This window comes from Dyadobacter jejuensis, from assembly GCF_003149085.1.
Lineage (GTDB): Bacteria > Bacteroidota > Bacteroidia > Cytophagales > Spirosomataceae > Dyadobacter > Dyadobacter jejuensis.
The window spans coordinates 453,884-471,117 of the sequence record NZ_QGDT01000004.1; the positions used below are offsets into that span (position 1 = coordinate 453,884).

At 46.0% G+C, this 17,234-nt stretch carries 16 protein-coding genes; 11 read left to right on the plus strand and 5 right to left on the minus strand.

Annotated elements, in window-relative coordinates:
- Positions 1-101 precede the first annotated feature (101 nt).
- The 4 genes from CLV98_RS11095 to rodA all read left to right on the plus strand — a co-directional run bounded on the left by CLV98_RS11095 (position 102) and on the right by rodA (position 6,147).
- On the plus strand, positions 102-1,175 hold the full coding sequence (locus CLV98_RS11095) for a PLP-dependent cysteine synthase family protein (protein ID WP_109674458.1): 1,074 nt from the start codon (positions 102-104) through the stop codon (positions 1,173-1,175).
- Positions 1,176-1,232: 57 nt separating this feature from the next.
- Positions 1,233-2,780, plus strand: coding sequence for an NFACT RNA binding domain-containing protein (locus tag CLV98_RS11100; protein ID WP_229203320.1), 1,548 nt, complete (start codon positions 1,233-1,235; stop codon positions 2,778-2,780).
- A 167-nt stretch (positions 2,781-2,947) separates the two neighbouring features.
- Positions 2,948-4,828: a penicillin-binding protein 2 gene (gene mrdA, locus CLV98_RS11105; RefSeq protein ID WP_109674370.1), complete on the plus strand. Its 1,881-nt coding sequence runs from the start codon at positions 2,948-2,950 to the stop codon at positions 4,826-4,828.
- 35 nt (positions 4,829-4,863) lie between these two features.
- A complete protein-coding gene (rodA, locus tag CLV98_RS11110) occupies positions 4,864-6,147 on the plus strand; it encodes a rod shape-determining protein RodA (protein ID WP_109674371.1) in 1,284 nt (427 codons plus the stop codon).
- 38 nt (positions 6,148-6,185) lie between these two features.
- Here the strand turns inward: rodA and CLV98_RS11115 are convergent, their stop codons facing one another.
- Positions 6,186-6,566, minus strand: a complete 381-nt coding sequence (locus CLV98_RS11115; protein WP_109674372.1) for a DUF423 domain-containing protein — start codon at positions 6,564-6,566, stop codon at positions 6,186-6,188.
- A 193-nt stretch (positions 6,567-6,759) separates the two neighbouring features.
- Between CLV98_RS11115 and CLV98_RS11120 the strand changes: the two genes are divergently transcribed.
- Complete coding sequence (locus tag CLV98_RS11120; RefSeq protein WP_109674373.1) at positions 6,760-7,821, plus strand: glycosyltransferase family 9 protein; 1,062 nt, start codon at positions 6,760-6,762, stop codon at positions 7,819-7,821.
- A 73-nt stretch (positions 7,822-7,894) separates the two neighbouring features.
- Here the strand turns inward: CLV98_RS11120 and CLV98_RS11125 are convergent, their stop codons facing one another.
- Positions 7,895-8,566, minus strand: coding sequence for a YggS family pyridoxal phosphate-dependent enzyme (locus CLV98_RS11125; RefSeq protein ID WP_109674374.1), 672 nt, complete (start codon positions 8,564-8,566; stop codon positions 7,895-7,897).
- Positions 8,567-8,706: 140 nt separating this feature from the next.
- Here CLV98_RS11125 and CLV98_RS11130 point away from each other — a divergent pair, with 140 nt between their 5' ends.
- The 4 genes from CLV98_RS11130 to rplI all read left to right on the plus strand — a co-directional run bounded on the left by CLV98_RS11130 (position 8,707) and on the right by rplI (position 10,874).
- Entirely contained in the window at positions 8,707-9,648 is a 942-nt protein-coding gene (locus CLV98_RS11130; protein ID WP_109674375.1) for a DUF8428 domain-containing protein, read from the plus strand.
- A gap of 126 nt (positions 9,649-9,774) precedes the next feature.
- On the plus strand, positions 9,775-10,149 hold the full coding sequence (gene rpsF, locus CLV98_RS11135) for a 30S ribosomal protein S6 (protein WP_109674376.1): 375 nt from the start codon (positions 9,775-9,777) through the stop codon (positions 10,147-10,149).
- Positions 10,150-10,152: 3 nt separating this feature from the next.
- The gene (gene rpsR, locus CLV98_RS11140) at positions 10,153-10,404 is read left to right on the plus strand and encodes a 30S ribosomal protein S18 (protein ID WP_025761962.1); all 252 of its coding nucleotides are present in this window, start codon (positions 10,153-10,155) and stop codon (positions 10,402-10,404) included.
- A gap of 17 nt (positions 10,405-10,421) precedes the next feature.
- The gene (rplI, locus tag CLV98_RS11145) at positions 10,422-10,874 is read left to right on the plus strand and encodes a 50S ribosomal protein L9 (RefSeq protein ID WP_109674377.1); all 453 of its coding nucleotides are present in this window, start codon (positions 10,422-10,424) and stop codon (positions 10,872-10,874) included.
- Between the two features lie 67 nt (positions 10,875-10,941).
- Here the strand turns inward: rplI and lysM are convergent, their stop codons facing one another.
- Positions 10,942-11,397, minus strand: coding sequence for a peptidoglycan-binding protein LysM (gene lysM / locus CLV98_RS11150; RefSeq protein WP_109674378.1), 456 nt, complete (start codon positions 11,395-11,397; stop codon positions 10,942-10,944).
- 259 nt (positions 11,398-11,656) lie between these two features.
- Here lysM and CLV98_RS11155 point away from each other — a divergent pair, with 259 nt between their 5' ends.
- Both CLV98_RS11155 and CLV98_RS11160 read left to right on the plus strand, forming a co-directional pair.
- On the plus strand, positions 11,657-13,309 hold the full coding sequence (locus CLV98_RS11155; RefSeq protein ID WP_109674379.1) for a glycerol-3-phosphate dehydrogenase/oxidase: 1,653 nt from the start codon (positions 11,657-11,659) through the stop codon (positions 13,307-13,309).
- Between the two features lie 15 nt (positions 13,310-13,324).
- Entirely contained in the window at positions 13,325-14,380 is a 1,056-nt protein-coding gene (locus tag CLV98_RS11160) for a beta-ketoacyl synthase chain length factor (protein WP_109674380.1), read from the plus strand.
- Here the strand turns inward: CLV98_RS11160 and CLV98_RS11165 are convergent.
- Both CLV98_RS11165 and CLV98_RS11170 read right to left on the minus strand, forming a co-directional pair.
- A complete protein-coding gene (locus CLV98_RS11165; protein WP_109674381.1) occupies positions 14,363-15,634 on the minus strand; it encodes an NAD(P)/FAD-dependent oxidoreductase in 1,272 nt (423 codons plus the stop codon). The two genes, CLV98_RS11160 and CLV98_RS11165, sit on opposite strands and share 18 nt — an antisense overlap.
- 2 nt (positions 15,635-15,636) lie before the next feature.
- The gene (locus tag CLV98_RS11170) at positions 15,637-17,166 is read right to left on the minus strand and encodes a phytoene desaturase family protein (RefSeq protein WP_109674382.1); all 1,530 of its coding nucleotides are present in this window, start codon (positions 17,164-17,166) and stop codon (positions 15,637-15,639) included.
- Between the last annotated feature and the right edge of the window lie 68 nt (positions 17,167-17,234).

The following is a 17,234-nucleotide window of genomic DNA, read 5'->3' on the forward strand; positions in this document are numbered from 1 at the left end:
AGGGAACGTAATTATAAAATCGTTGTTTTGCACGAATTCGACTAAATTGCTTCGAATTAATAGCCATAATCGGGCCTTTGAGTTTGCGAAGAACCATGAAAATGAATCAGAAACCAAAAAATAATGAGCAATGGGTCGTTGGAGCCATTGAAAAAATAGAGGCGGATTATCAAAGATCGGCCGATACCCATCTTATTACCCTAGAGCTGCCGGCTTTCGAAGGAATCGACATTTACTTCAAAGATGAATCTACGCATCCAACGGGCAGTCTCAAACACCGCCTCGCTCGGTCGCTTTTTTTATATGCCTTATGCAACGGTTGGATTAAGGAGAACACCCCTATTATTGAGGCCTCCAGTGGGTCTACTGCCGTTTCTGAAGCATATTTCGCCCGATTGTTGGGGCTTCCGTTTATAGCGGTTATGCCTGCTACCACCAGTACCGATAAGATTCAAGCCATCGAATTTTATGGAGGACGCTGTCATTTTGTAGACCACCCCTCTGAGGTTTATGCCGTATCGGGGCAGATCGCCAGCGATACCGGGGGGCATTTTATGGATCAGTTTACCTTTGCCGAGAGGGCTACCGACTGGCGGGGAAACAATAATATTGCGGAATCGATATTCTTGCAAATGCGCAGGGAGCCGCATCCCATTCCTAGCTGGATCGTCGTAGGGGCTGGCACAGGGGGAACCTCCGCGACCATAGGCCGTTATGTCCGTTATGAGCGCTATAGCAGTAAGCTCTGCGTGGTGGATCCCGAGAATTCGGTGTTCTATGACTACTGGAAGTCGGGCGATGCTGCTGCCTCTTGCCCCACCGCCTCACGGGTAGAGGGCATAGGACGCCCTCGGGTAGAGCCGTCCTTTATTCCCTCTATCGTCGATTATATGATCAATGTCCCAGACTGTAGCGGTTTTGCGGCCATGCGGGTGCTTTCCCGTAAGCTCAACCGTCGGGTTGGCGGCTCCACGGGTACCAATTTTTGTGGGGTGCTGGAACTAGCCGAAAATATGCGCAGGCAAGGAGAAACGGGTTCTATCGTTACCCTTATATGCGATTCGGGAGAGCGCTACCTCAATACCTATTATAACGACGAATGGCTACGAGAAAAAGGCCTGCTAGAGCGTGTAATGAGTGAGATGGACCTCCTAGAAGACAAATTAAATCATTGATTTCGCTTTTTATTCATTCGTACTACCTTGCATCAGAATTATTATTTTTTAAAAAAGTTGGCCCCTAAGTTGCATCAACAGTTGTCGGGCAAATATTTTATTGAGGCCTTTAGTCAGGAAAAAAATGAACTATTGGTCGTTTTTGGCGATGGTCCGGATGGCGATACACTGACCCACCCATTCTTCATTAAAGCGACCTTCCGGCCCGATTTTTCATGCCTTAGTTTCCCTGAAAAGTTTGACCGGGCTCGGAGGAATAGTGTCAACCTTTTCAACGAATTCAAAAACCAGCGGATCGAGCGGGTTCGGGTCTGCCTCAATGAGCGTGCCCTTCGTTTCGACTGCGACTCCGGCGCCGTGTTGGTATTCAAATTGTTTGGAAACCGATCCAATATCGTTGGATTCAGTAATCAAGGTAATGTTACCAGCCTTTTTAATAATAGACTCATAGCCGATCAGAATATACAACTAGGGGCTTTAGACCGCCCATTAGAACAAGATTATGAGGCATTTTTGCAGTCCGACAGGCAGCTTAAGTCCTTGTTTCCAACTTTTGGGAAGCTAGTGAATGCCGTTCTTAAAAAAAGGCTAGCAGGAATACCGGATCCATTACAACAGTGGCAGGTGGTGCAGAACCTATTGGCAGAGATGGAGCAGGGCCATTACTATATTTATGATGTGGATATGGTTCCCACCTTTTCGCTGATTGCCTTGCCTGAGGCTGGTGAAGGCGTTCACTATGACGATCCCTTGGAGGGCTTAAATCAATTTTATTATCGGCAAGTTCGACTCAATGGGATCGATAAGGAGAAAGGGGAGATTGTTCGGGTGATAAAAAAGCGGATCGTTCAAACTGAAAATTACCTTGAAAATACTTTTGAGAAGTTAGTTCGGCTGGAAGAAGGGGTCAAAAATGAGGAGATTGGTCATATCCTCATGGCCAATTTACACCAAATTCCGCCCAGGACGGAGCAGGTGGAGTTGTATGATTTTTACCGGGATCAACCCATCAAAATTAAACTAAAGAAAGACTGGAGTCCACAGAAAAATGCGGAAGGATATTACCGTAAGTCCAAAAATGAGAAAATAGAACTCGATCGACTGAACGACAGTATCATGCATCGGCAAGGCGAGTTGGAGAAGCTTCAACGTCAGCTTGAGGAGATCAATGAAATCGATATGCTCCGAGCGCTTCGAACCTATATCAAGAATGAACAATTATTGACTGGAAAGGTCCATACTGCCGATGAGGTGGAGCTCTTTAAAAAGGTGGAGTTTATGGGCTTTACCATATTGATAGGAAGGAATGCGAAGAATAATGATCTGCTTACCAAACAATACGCTTTTAAGGAAGATTTGTGGCTCCATGCCCGCGATGTGTCGGGTAGCCATGTGGTGATTAAGTATCAGCCTGGTAAAAACTTCCCCGAACCGGTTATAGAACGTGCGGCCGAAATAGCGGCCTATCATTCTAAACGAAAATCGGACAGCTTATGTCCGGTTATAGTGACGCCAAAGAAATATGTACGTAAACCTAAGGGAATGCCCGATGGAGCCGTGGTATTGGATAAGGAAAAGGTAGTGTTGGTGGTACCTAAGCCTTAGTGCTGCTCAGACGATGGACGGTTGACTCATGGTAAGTTTTCATGTTTTCTTAGGGTTATTTTCTTATTAGAAAAAAGCCCCCTCGTTTGTCTGGTTAAGCCTTTGAATTGTTTGTCGATATCACGAACTTCGTGTAATTTTGAGAGAATTGGAATAGTAAGTGCAGAATGCTTGAAAATCGTCGCTTTGTCATCATTGGATTTTTTGCTTTAGTAGGTATTCTTTACCTCCTTCGCTTGTTTTACCTACAGGTCTTGGACGAGAGTTATTCCATTGAATCATCTAGTAATTCCATAAAAAGAGTCATAGAAATACCGTTTCGTGGTCAGATATACGACCGGAACGGTAAGTTAATCGTATACAACACCCCTGTGTACGATCTGGTAGTGACCCCTTATAAGGCTAAGGTGTCGGATACCCTACGTTTTTGCCAGGTGTTGGGTTTAGAACGCTCCGAATTCGATAGCCTTATGAATGCTGCTAGCGCCTATAGCCGAAGGAAACCTTCCCTTTTCCTAAGGCAGCTCTCTAAGGAGGATTTTGCTTCTATCCAGGACATCATGGTCGACTATTCGGGCTTCGCCTTCGTGAAGAGTTCCTTACGAACCTATACTACCCCAACTTTGGCCAATACCCTCGGATATGTAAGTGAGATCACCGGCAGGCAACTGGAGAAACAAGAGGTGAAATATTACCGACAAGGAGACTATATCGGCCAGAATGGCATCGAGAAAGTCTATGAGAAAGAATTGCGGGGCCGGCGGGGTATTAAGTTTGTCATGCAAAATGTGAGTGGAGTGTATAAGGGGCCCTGGAAAGGGGGGATTCTGGATACGATGGCCGTGGCCGGCGATAACCTCCATACTGGGCTCGACCTGGACCTTCAGCAATATGCCGACAGCCTGATGGTGAACAAGGTAGGGTCGGTTGTGGCCATTGAGCCCAAGACCGGACAGATCCTGACCATGGTAAGTGCGCCCTCTTACGATCCTAATCTATTGGCTAGTCGTTACTTTTCTAAAAATTTTGCCGCTTTAGCGAGGAATCCCTACAAGCCCTTGTTTAACAGGGCGGTAATGGCTAGCTACAGGCCAGGTTCCACTTTTAAGTTGATCCAAGCCCTGGTAGGGCTACAGGAGGGGGTGATTACGCCTAGCAGTGGTTTTTCGCATGCCGGATCACCCATCAAATGCCATAATCACCCATTTACTGGGACGGTAGCCATGGGAGTAGCGCATTCCTGTAACCCTTATTTTTACAATGTCTTTAGGCGCATTGTTTATAATAATGACATTAAAAATACTTACAAAGCTTCGGCAGTAGGACTGGACAGGTGGTATGGCTATGTGAGCAAGTTTGGCATTGGACAACGACTTGGCGTTGATATTACAGGTGAGTACAGGGGTAACCTGCCTAACAAGGATTACTATGATAAGATAATAGGAGAGGGGCGCTGGAAGTTTTCGAATATATACTCTTTGAGTATTGGAGAAGGGGAACTTCTGATAACCCCCATCAAAATGGCCAATGTGGCCGCTATTATTGCAAATAGAGGATATTTTTATACCCCGCATGTGGTAGCAAGTGTTGGTGATAACCATACCATTGATACTACCTTCACCATTCGGCGGGAAACCGGTATAGCGGCACGGCATTTTGAGCCGGTTATACAAGGGATGATTGGTGCGGTGGAGTCGGGAACGGCACGTCGCTCCAGAGTGGAAGGGATTACCATAGGCGGGAAGACGGGAACTTCCCAAAACCGGGTGGGGGACGATCATTCCATATTTATTGCCTTCGCTCCGGTAGACGACCCCAAAATTGCCATTGCCGTATTCGTCGAAAATGCGGGCTCGGGTGGCGCGGCTGCCGCCCCCATTGCCAATTTGGTGATTGAAAAATATTTGAGAGGGACCATCACCAATAAAGCGCTAGAGACGAGCATGCTCAATGCTAACTTTATAAAAAAGGTGATACTGCCGGGAGTTAAGAAGCCTGTAGCGAAAAAGCCAGTAGCGACGGACTCCCTCAAGAAGCAAACTCCTTAACGCATTTTTGTACTAAAATAGAAATCTGAAAGCATATGGCTGAAAGTAAGCCGATTACCAAAAATGTAGACTGGGTGGTATTACTCATTTATATTGCTTGCCTGTTTATAGGCTGGATTAATATATATGCGGCCGTGTATAATCCAGAGACCCAGACGAGTATGTTCGACTTGTCCAATAATGCTGGGAAACAGCTGATGTGGATCGGTACGGCAGCCCTGCTTATTATCTGTATCTTGGTGATCGATTATAAGTTTTATGAAACCTTTTCTTTTATCATATATGCCATTATCATTTTTCTGTTGGTGGTGGTACTGTTTGCAGGGTCTAATATCAATGGTTCGCGTTCATGGATTAAGATAGGGGCCTTTTCCTTGCAACCGGCGGAGTTTTCTAAATTTGCAATTAGCCTGGCCATTGCCAAATACTTAAGTGATCCGGCTATTAGCCTCTCCCGACGTATCAAGGATTACTATCCTATTCTAGGGATCATTGGCCTACCCGCCCTGCTTATTTTGCTATCCAATGAAACGGGCTCCATGCTTGTCTTTGCCTCCTTCGCCATTGTGCTGTATCGGGAAGGAATGCCGGGGATCATTCCGGCTATTGGCATCGTACTCGCTGCCTTATTAATACTTACCTTACTATTTGCCAAATGGTATATTGTTGGGGTCATCACGTTAATTGCCCTAGGGGTGATCTGGATGATGCCAACGCTGTCGCGACGGAATGGGGGGCTTATGGCTACGCTCCTGGTGGGGGGACTGATGATCGGCTTCGTGTTTGGGGTAGATTTCTTTATGAACAACGTATTACAGAAGCACCAACGCGGCCGTATTATGGTCTTGCTCGACCCTGATTCCGACCCTCGTGGCGACGGATGGAATGTTATTCAATCGAAAATTGCGATAGGATCGGGGGGGCTTCAAGGCAAGGGTTTCCTAGAGGGGACTCAGACTAAGTTCGATTTCGTTCCCGAGCAAAGCACCGATTTTATCTTTTGTACCGTTGGCGAAGAGCATGGCTTCATAGGAACGCTCATCGTCGTATCGCTGTTTGTGGCCCTAATTTGCCGATTGGTGGTGCTGGCCGAAAGGCAGCGAAGTCGCTTTGCCCGAGTGTATGGTTACTGTGTCGCAGGTATTATTTTCTTTCACTTTATGATCAATGTCGGGATGACCATCGGCCTTATGCCGGTTATTGGGATTCCCTTGCCATTTTTTAGTTATGGAGGCTCCTCCTTATGGTCTTTCTCCATACTGCTGTTCGTATTTCTGAAAATAGATGCCCAGCGACCGTTTACATTGTCAAGGGGCTAGGGCTTGTGGGCCGAAATTATTTTTCAGCCCACAAGCTTTTAGGCAATTTTGCTAGCAGCTAGCAGGAGCAATATCCATCCTGCTATTAGTAATAGCCCTCCAATGGGAGCAATGGCGCCAAACTTGGTGATGCCCGTAAAGCATATGGCGTATAGGGATCCTGAGAATATGACCACTCCGATCATAAAAGCATTTCCTGACCAGCCTAATAATTTGGCGGCATCTGGGCCCGATCGCTGTAATAGCAGACCTATGAGTACTAATGCAATAGCATGATAAAATTGATACTTAACGGCTGTCTCAAAAGTTTCTGATCGGCCTGAGGCTTCTAGCATGGCTTTTAGTGCATGGGCGCCGAAGGCTCCTAAGGCTACGGCCAATGCCCCGACCAGGCCTCCAGCCTGAATGAAAAATTTCATAAATGGGAAGTACGGTTAATAGTTTTTTTAGCCAATTTATGTTTTGCAATGGATATTAGGGATGATTATTCAATCTTTGTGGTCAATATATCCTTAGCTTGGCTAGCTTGGTGGTAAAGTTAATAGCCAGATCAAAAGCTTCCTAATGGTTGTATTGGGTTTTTAAGGTTAATCGTTATTTCAACGACAAAAAATGACTATAGAAAGATTTAAACAGCTTTGGACGCATCGCTATCATAAATATCTGCATATATCAAAGGCCTATCTTCATGGTTACCAATCGGTATTTAAATTTTGGTTACTACAAAAAAGGTTGCCCAAAGGGCGTCCCTTGGTGGCTATTGTCCGGACCGAGCACTTCGGTGATATCGTGGCGGCGGAGCCTATCAGCCGGCTGGTGCGCCAGCGATATCCCCATGCCTATGTGGTGTGGTTTGTCAAACCGGTATTCAGGGAGCTCGTTGAAGTGAATGCACAGGTAGATGCCGTTTTTGAGGAATTCTGTGTGACGCAAAGGAAGGTTATACTAGGCTCATCGGTTTTTGATCGGGTATTTGAACTACAGTTCAAAAACAATAATGAATGCAGTAAGTGTCAGGTGTTTCGAGATAATCCCGTAGCCTTAGCACGCAACATTCACGTGGGCAATTACTTCGAATATGGCAACTTACTCCAAGTGTTTGCTCAGTGTGGTGGTTTGCTTGAACGGAATGAAAGCTTCCCTATCGACGATCAGCCCCGGCTGGCCCTACAGCCTCGCCATTGGCAAAAGAGGGATTCATTGGGGCTACCCCAACAATATATGGTGGTGCATTGCCAGTCGAACTATGCCCCTAAGGATTGGCCGGCAGAGCGCTGGAACGAATTACTAGCATGGTTATTGAGTCATTATGACATTACCATCATAGAAATTGGCCTTAGGAGTAACCTCACTGTAACTTCCGATCGTTATATCAATTTAGCCGGGCAGCTGTCGATTTTGGAGACCGCCGCAGTGATCGAAAAGGCCATTTATTTTATAGGGCTCGACAGTGGGCCTTCGCACTTAGCCAATGCGCTGGGGGTACCTGGGCTCCTACTGATGGGGGCTTTGAACAATTTTGGGGACTATAACCCCTATTCAGGGGGCTATGGGGACCAGTCTAACGCTACTTTTATAAAAGAGTTAGGGCAACCCTGTTCCGCTATGAGTTTCGATTTCGTTAGAGAAAGCGTAAGGCCTGTCTTGGATAGCGCCTTATTGGTGGGGCGATAGGGTTTCATAGAAGGACCGTGTTAGAATGCCACCGGGCAATAGCGGCTCAGATGCTGCCACTGCCCGGTAGGTTTTAGGCTCGGCTACCAAATATGGCACTGCCCACCCGCACTAAGGTGCTTCCATGTGCTACGGCAATGGGATAGTCACCGCTCATTCCCATCGAAAGCTCCTGCATACTCAGGTTGGATGGAAGGTTGGGTAATTGGGCGATGACCTCAAATAAGTCCTTGAGGGATTGGAATTCTTGGGCTATTTTTTCCTTATCGTCCGTATGCGAAGCCATGCCCATGAGGCCTATCACCCGAATATGGCTTAGGTTAGCGAAGGACTCGGAAAGGATAAGTTCATGAGCCTCTTGGGGAGACAAGCCGAATTTTGTATCCTCGTCGGCAATATAAATTTGCAAGAGGCAGTCTATTACCCGTTGGTTTTTTCGGGCCTCCTTGTCTATTTCCTTCAGGAGTTTGAAGCTGTCGACACCATGGATTAGGCTTACAAAAGGGGCAATATATTTTACCTTATTGGATTGAAGGTGTCCAATCATATGCCATTCGATATCCTTGGGTAGGCTTTCGTATTTGCTGCATAGCTCTTGGACCTTATTTTCTCCGAATCTCTTGAATCCGGCCTCGTAAGCTGTTAACAGGTCTTGGAGCGGTTTTGTCTTAGTTACGGCTATTAATTTAGTATTTCCCCCCAATTCTGAGCATATTTGAGCTATATTTTTGGCAATGTCTGGCATTAAAATTATGGTATTTATATGATAAATAGATTATTATAGTTGTAATTTTACTCATTAATTGCATTTTTAATGCATGCGATTTTTCAAATTAAATAAAACCTCGTTCTTTTACCAGTATAAATTTTTAAATAATCGTTTTTATGGACTATAATCAGGAACAAAAGCAAGATCGAAAAACCCTTTTATGGGCGGCACTGGCGGTTTTGTTGATCCTTAATTTGGTACTCGTGTACTTTATATATCACGAGAAGCGAGAAAATAAGGTAAAAGATGAAATCATCACTGCCAAAACGGAGGAAGTGCTTTTGGTGAAAACCAAGCTGGATTCTATCTCTGTGGAGCTAGATCGACGAATTGCCGAAATTCAGCAGTTGGGAGGAAGTGTAGACTCTCTGATGGTACTGAAAGGGCAGCTGGAACGTGATAAAAAGGAAATCAAGAATTTGGCTAATTTCTCAGCATCGAGTTATGATAAAAAAATTAAGTCTTATGAGTCAGTTTTAAGGGAGAAGGATTTGCAGATCAGTCAGCTGAAAGAGCAGTTGGGCGTTGTGACGTCGGAGAATGCAGAGCTCACCGAAAAGCTGACCGGTTTAGAATCTAGCCAACAGCAACTAGCCGATTCGATTACCAGTTATTCGGTACAAAATAGGGAGTTGCGGGAGAAGGTGAATATCGCCTCGGCACTCAGGGCCGAAAATATCTCCATCAATGCGCTGTCGTCGAAAGGCAAGGAGAGAGATGGAGGCAAATACAAGTCCAAGCGTATCGACAAGCTGAAGGTGAGTTTTAATTTATCTAAAAATGCAGTAGCTAAGCAGAATCAGAAAGATGTGTTTTTGAGGATTCTAGATCCCGATGGGGCTGTTTTGTCCGATATGGCCACCGGATCGGGTGCCTTTAAGTATGGCGGCCAGGAGGTTATATACAGCTCCAAGGAAACAGTATTGTTCAATAATACAGGCCAGAATGTCGATATCTACTATGGGCGTGGGGGGATTCCCATGAAGTCGGGTAAATATGTGATCGAGATTTATAGCGAAGGCTTTAAAATAGGAGAGGCCGATTTTCAGGTGAAATAACTTGACGGTCAAGGAAATATGCAATAGGGCTTGGAAATCATTTTTCTAAGCCCTATTTTTGTACCCTCGTTTCCAATTCTCTTGGAAGTGAGCTATAAGTAATTTTAACAAATAATCAATTACCGTATGTCTAAGCATTATGAAACGGTGTTCATTCTAACTCCCATCTTGTCTGAGGCCCAGGCAAGGGACGCCGTTGAAAAATTCAGTACGATTATCACTCAGAATGGTGGTACAATGGTACATGAAGAAAACTGGGGATTGCGCAAGCTGGCCTACCCTATTCAAAAGAAAAATTCAGGTTTCTATCAGGTTTTCGAATATTCTGCTCCAGAAGGTGGAGTAGTGGATGTTCTTGAGACTGAATTCCGTCGTGATGAACGTGTATTGCGTTTCTTAACCATTGCCTTGGATAAGCATGCATTGGCTTATAATGATAAAAAGCGCAAGGGTCTTGTTGGTAAGAAGAAAGAAGTAGCAACCGAAACTAAAGAAGCCTAAGTTATGTCACTAGTTAACGAACCGGTTGAAAAGAATATCAACCGCAAAAAATATTGCCGTTTCAAGAAATCTGGTATCAAATATATTGATTACAAAAACCCTGATTTCTTGTTGAAATTGGTGAATGAGCAAGGAAAGATCCTTCCACGTCGCCTTACCGGTACCAGCTTGAAATATCAGCGCAAAGTATCCCAAGCAATTAAAAGAGCACGTCATTTGGCTTTAATGCCATTCGTTGCTGATCAATTGAAATAATTAGAAAGAGCACGAAAATGGAAATCATATTATTGACAGATATCGCCGGAGTGGGTTATAAAAACGATATCGTTTCTGTGAAAGCAGGATACGGTCGTAACTACCTGATCCCGCAGGGTTTTGCATTGTTGGCCAATGCGTCGAACCGTAAAATTGTGGCTGAAAACGTTCGCCAAGCGTCTCACAAAGCCGAAAAATTGAAGAAAGATGCAGAAGATATCGCTGCAGCTATCGGAGAAATGGTTATTGAGATTCGTACCGTAGTAGGAGAAAGCGGCCGTATTTTTGGTCGTGTTACCAATACACAGGTAGCCGATATTCTTAAATCTAAAGGTTTTGACATCGACCGTAAGAAAATTACTGTCGACGATGTTAAATCGATAGGTAGCTATACCGCCATTGTAGATCTTCATAAAGAAGTGAAACATACTTTGGCTGTTAACGTAATGGCCGCTGAAGACAATCAGTAAGCCTATTAGGATAGCATAAAAAAAAGACGTCTTTTTAGACGTCTTTTTTTTATACTTAAATTTCTCCTTACAAGGCAGGAATACGAAGCACCTGGCCAGGATAAATCTTGTCGGGGTGTTGCAGCATTGGCTTGTTCGCTTCGAAAATAACGGGGTATTTCATTGCATCGCCATACACTGTTTTCGCGATTTTAGAAAGCGTATCACCCTTCTCCACTGTATGATAAGTAGCCTCAGGAGCCGGAGTAGCGACGGTCAACAAGTTGTTTACCACTTGTACGCCTTCTACATTACCTACTGCCAACGAGATTTTCTCAGAATCTTCCTGAGCCGCTACTTCACCTTCTAAAGTGACCGTGTCGCCGGTTGTCTTGACTGTAAGGGCATTATAGGGCAATCCTAGGGATTTTACATGTGCAAGTAGTGCACTGGCACGTAGCGGTTCGGTAGCCGGAGTAGGGGTCTCTTCTTCCTTTTTGAAAACTTTGTCTCCTACGCCCTTTAAAAATGATAATAAGCCCATGTTTTAGTTGTGTGGTTTAATTGATTAATAATAGTATTGATCGATCCAAAAGTATACTTTTTTTCGAGCTTTCCTATGAACAGACGGTGAATTATCACCTCCGTCACCACTTTTTTAATACAATTTTGAACCTTTAATCCATTTCGCAGTTCCGAAACTTTATAAATTGGCCTTTTTTTCGGCTTTTTAGAACTGTTACCTGGTTTGGATTAGTACTTTTGCTGCTTAGACGCATCCAACCCCCTAACCCTATCTTCGCATGAACAGAAAATCAGCAGTGAGTCTTTTGAAATCAGAACAGTTTGACCTGTGCATTATAGGGGGAGGGGCCAGTGGTACTGGATGTGCGTTGGATGCCGCTTTGCGAGGTTACAAAGTAGCCTTAATCGATCAGGAGGACTTTGCCGGTCAGACTTCTTCCCGCTCCACCAAGCTCATTCATGGCGGGGTGCGTTATTTGGATCAGGCCTTCAAAAAGTTGGACCTGGGGCAGCTAAAACAAGTGCGTCATGGACTTCAGGAGCGGCATATTGTCTTAAGTAATGCGCCGCATTTGGCCCGTCCACTTCCCTTGCTCACTCCGGTAAATTCCTGGTTGGAGGGCCTGTACTTTACTATAGGCTTGCGGCTCTATGACCAGTTTGCCGTAAATGATAGCCTGCCAAAGAGCAAGTGGTTGAATAAAAAAGAGGTACTCCAAAAGATGCCTACATTAAACAAAAGAAAACTACATAGTGCGGTGCAGTATTATGATGGCCAGCTCGACGATGCACGGTATTGCCTCGCCCTGGCCCAGTCGGCGGCGGACGCTGGAGCTGTAGCGGCCAATTATGTGCAGGTGCAGGCCTTTCAGAAAGATCTGGACGGGAAGCTTCAACAGGTCGTAGCCCGGGACATGCTTACTGAGGAGGATATCGTAATCCATGCCGCAAAAGTTATAAACTGCACGGGTCCCTTTGCCGATTCGATACGCCAGATGGCCAATCCATCCTTAGCAAAGCGGCTAAGGCCTAGCAAAGGCGTTCATATATCCCTGCCCGCAGCGGTTTTGAATAGTTCCTGTGCGATGCTTATACCCAAGACCAGCGATGGGAGAGTGGTTTTTGCCATTCCCTTTGAAGGCGTAACCATGCTAGGTACCACCGATACGGAGTATACCCATTTGGACCAAGAGCCACTATTGACGGAATCGGAAAAGAAGTATTTGGCTGATACATTGAGTCCATATCTGGAAAAACCCGTATCCTTAGCCGATATACAGGCAGGATTTGGGGGCTTGCGCCCATTACTATCGGCCCAAGAAGCGAAGTCGACCAAAACCCTGGTCAGGGATCATGAGGTGGAGGTGGATTCCGACTCGGGTTTGGTCAGTCTTTTGGGTGGGAAATGGACCACTTACCGACTGATGGCCAAGGACGCGATCGACGAGGTGGACCGACAACTAGGGCATCCCAGAGCCTGTACTACAGAACGCCATATCTTGAAAGGTGGCAACGGCTATTCTTACGAAATATGGGAGGATATTTCCACGAATTATGGACTGGAGCCTTCTGTAGCACAACATTTGGCACAGAAATATGGGATGCTCGGCCCGGAGGTAGCTCAACTCGCTGTGAGCCGCCCCGAGTGGAAAGAAAGGATTCATCCAGAATATCCCTTTATATTAGCAGAAATTCCTTACTGTGTTCGTCATGAAATGGTGGTCAACATCCGGGATTATCTGGCACGCAGGACCAGGCTGGAACTCCTCGATTGGAATGCTTGCCTGCAAGTTGCTTCCCAGGTAGGCCAGCTGATAGGCGAGGAATTGGACTGGAGCCCCGCCCTGCTCACTCGAAACGTCGATTCGTATCGTGAGCTGATAAAAGGTTTTATAAAGGAAGCTGGATTGGCAGGGCCATCCGAAATTTAGAAATTACGGCATATAATGATTTATATTGAGGATATGGGGTGTATCTCTCCCAACCATGTTGACGGAGAGTCCTTCGAAAATGCTATTCCCAACTTACAGGTGGGGGGACGATTTATAGCCCAGGAGCCTGCCTATACTGGGCTTATCCCTTCGGGGCAGTTGCGCCGCATGGGCAAGTCGGTGCGTATGGGTGTGGGAATGGGCCTTACTTTGCAACAGCGTAATGAGCCCGTAGAAGCGGTGATATTGGCTACCGCCAATGGTGGACTCGACGATTGTCTGAAGTTTCTCAATCAGATCGTCGAGTACAAAGAGGGGACGCTAACGCCTACCAATTTTGTACAGAGCACCCCCAATGCGGTAGCGGGTAACCTGGCCCTGATTACTCAAACTACCGGCTATAATATTACCCACGTCCACGAAGGGATCGCCTTCGAGAATGCCATACTAGATGCCCTCATGCGATTCGACGCAGGGGACAATAGCCGGTTGCTATTAGGGGCCGTCGATGAGATATCGGATTATAATTATAATATAGATCTGCTCAGAGGTGGCTTCAAGACGGAAGCAGTATCGGCAGAGGATATGCTGGAGAGCGGTACTCCAGGTACGGTAGCGGGTGAGGGCACTGCCTGGTTCGTACTAGCCGCCGAGGCTACAGAGCGCGCTAAGGCGGCTATTATGGATGTAGAGGCGACCTGCTACTTGCCTGAAGCCGATTTGCTAGCGTGGGTAGACGCATTTCTTCAAAAAAACAACCTGTTGCCCACCCAGATCGATGCCCTCGTGTTTGGTAATAATGGCGATATAAGAACCGATGGACTGTATACCAAAGTATATGAGCAACGCTTCCCTCAGCTCCCTTTGTATGTGTATAAAAACAGGGTAGGGGAGTATCCTACCTCGTCGTCCTATGCCTGCTGGCTAGCCACGCAGCTGTTGATAGGCTGCAAGCTTCCTACCCCTTGGCTGAATAGGGGCCGTGCCGCCGAAGCGTCGCCTAAGTATGTATTGGTGTACAACCATTATCTGGGATGTCAACATGGGTTACAACTACTGCAATCGGTCTGAGGGCTTAGGGCTATTGGAGGGGTCGGGCATCCTTTCTTTGATGCGGATAACCTTGGCCAAGGTGGCTAAAATGGTGTCATGTTTTTTGACGAAGGGGTTGGATTGATCCCAAACGTAGCCAGCCAAAACCGAACATATTTGTTGTTTAAAGCCCTGGTCAATTTCTTTAGCAAAAACGATGGTCTGGAAGTCTCCGTTATACCAACCCGTCACGTAGCTTCTAAAAACATCGATACCATCCTGAATCACCTCTTCGTAGTCCTTTTGCCAGTCGACGTTTTCTCCTTGCAGCTGGCGGTGGGTGAGCTTAGCGGCTCTAAGACCCGATGAGGTAGCGAAGGTAACTCCCGATGAGAAGATGGGATCCAAGAACTCCGTACTATTGCCAGCTAACACGAAGCCAGGCCCCCACATACGCGTTACCCCTACCGAATAGCCTAGAATAGCCTTGGGTTCAAATACCATATCGACATCGGAAAAACGCCCTTGAAGGTCGGGGAAGTTACGAATAATGGACCAATACCCGGTTCCTTGATCGGCTGACAGGGAACGGATGTACTCCTGTTCACTCACAATGCCTACCGAGGTGGTGCCGTCGGAGAAAGGAATGGCCCATAGCCAGGCTTCATTGTCGTTAAATGCATGAACGAAAATATTTTGGCTCTCGGCCGTAGACCTGTGGGGGTCTTGTAGATGTGAAAATATAGCTCCCCTGGGCACAAAAGACGAAGGGCGACTCAGGTTGAATAGGCGGGGAAGTACCCTTCCATAGCCACTGGCATCGATCACAAACTGGGCCTCCAAGTCAATAAGTTGGTTGTCGGGGTTGCGGTATTGGATGTGCTGCCTTTTTTCGCTGCAGCTAACGGTCTCCACGGAGCAGTTGAACAACAGTTGTACACCCTTTCTTTCCGTTTCTAGGGCCAGGGCCAGGTCGAAGTCGGCCCTTTTTACCTGCCAGGTCCAGCTCCAGCCATTGGTATATTGTTCAGTAAAATAAAACTCGCAACGCTGAGATCCCCGCATAAAGGCGGCCCCAGTTTTTTTTTGAAAATCGAGTTTTTTTATGGCTTCTAACAATCCAGCTTCTTGTAGATGCTCCATGCAACAGGGAAGTAAGCTCTCCCCAATTTGAAATCGCGGAAATGTTTCCTTTTCTAAAATAGTGACCCTGTAGCCTTTGCCGGCCAAATAGGAAGCCGCTACCGTACCGGCGGGTCCTGCCCCTATGACTAGAACATCTATTTCTTGCATGATTAAGCTTGTTTTACTTGATCAATGAGTTTTTCCTTATTTATAAATGAAAAGCAAGTGACGAAGGCGCTTGCCGTGACACCCAATATCCCGTGCATAGATATATTTTGACCTGTCAGGTGCAGATTAGGAATTTTTGTCCTGGTGTTAATCTGCGTTCGACTGGGGTTAAGGGCACTTTTGCGGATCCCATATAGGCTGCCATCCTTGTTGCCAAGGTAGTCCCTAAAGGTAAGAGGGGTGGCACTATGAATCGATTTTATCTTACTCCTAATACCAGGGAAAACGGTTTCCAAATGTCGAAGCACCCGTTCTTCTTTTTCAATTTTAAACTCTTGATAGCCTGCTCCCCGCTCTCCCGATTCGGCCACAGTCCTAAAGGACTCCTGCCATCTGCTGGTTTCCTCGGTTTTCATATAGGTCATTACCGTCATGGAATCGGCGTATTCAGGATCCTTTCGCGACATAGGTGTGCATATGAAATAACTCTCAGGCCAAAGGTCCTGCTGAGGCTCAGTGGCTTGCCATACATCGTCCTGATGATGCTGATAAATATTATAATTGAGGTACGGAAAGGAGCGTTTCTCAAAGGCTATATGTACTAAAAAGGTAGAAATGCTATTTTCCAAATTGCGGATGCGGTTTTTGTACATCTTCAGGAAGCGTTCTTCGCCAAAAATGTCGATGGTGTTGGAAGGGTGAACGTTAGAGATGAAGTTCTTTCCCCTTACTTCCTGTCCATCTTTGAGCTTGACGGCCCTAATACATCCATTGCTATGGTAAGAAGCACCAACAGCCTCCTTCCGCTTACAAATCACGCCCCCCATTTCCCTTATACGTCTACTGAGTAAGATGGCAATTTGGGAGCCTCCATCTATTAATTTGTAGGCGCCACAGAGGTAGCTGTTCATAATGAGGGCATGCACATAAAAGGGGGTGGTGTCCCTATAGCCAGCATACAACAGGTTGGAGCCCGCCAATACATTGCGGAGGCGTGGGTTTTCGGTCAGGCCCGCAATATAGTCGTGGGCATTTAGCTGGAGTAGCTCTTCGTTGAACTGATAGTTGGCGCCATCGGCCCTCAGGTTATACAAAGGAAAATGCAGACAAACCTCTTTGATCTTCTCACAGTACTTGGTAATGGCCTCCTTTTCCTGAGGAAAATAGCCTATAAGCTTTTCCTGGAATCGATCATGTCCTTGGGCATATTCATAGGTACTTCCATCGGCAAACCGTATCACGTCAAATTTTTCTTGATCGAGTCGGTGCAGCTTTAATTCGTCTAGGATATTGAAATATTTGAAAAACTGGTATAGGTTTTCCCCAGGATCCATGCTTCCAATATAATGCACCCCAGTGTCAAAGATAGACTTGTCGCGGCTGTATACCTGCAGGTTCCCGCCTATTTGATGGTTCTTTTCTAACACGATTACAGACTTCCCCTCTTTGGCGAGTAGGTAAGCGCAGCCTAACCCTCCCAAGCCACTCCCCACTATGACGAAGTCATACTCTTTTGATAAAGATTCTTCCATATTTTTCAAGGCAAAAAGCCTTTCCCGAATTCTGTGATTAGGTTCTCAATATAACGGATTGATACATA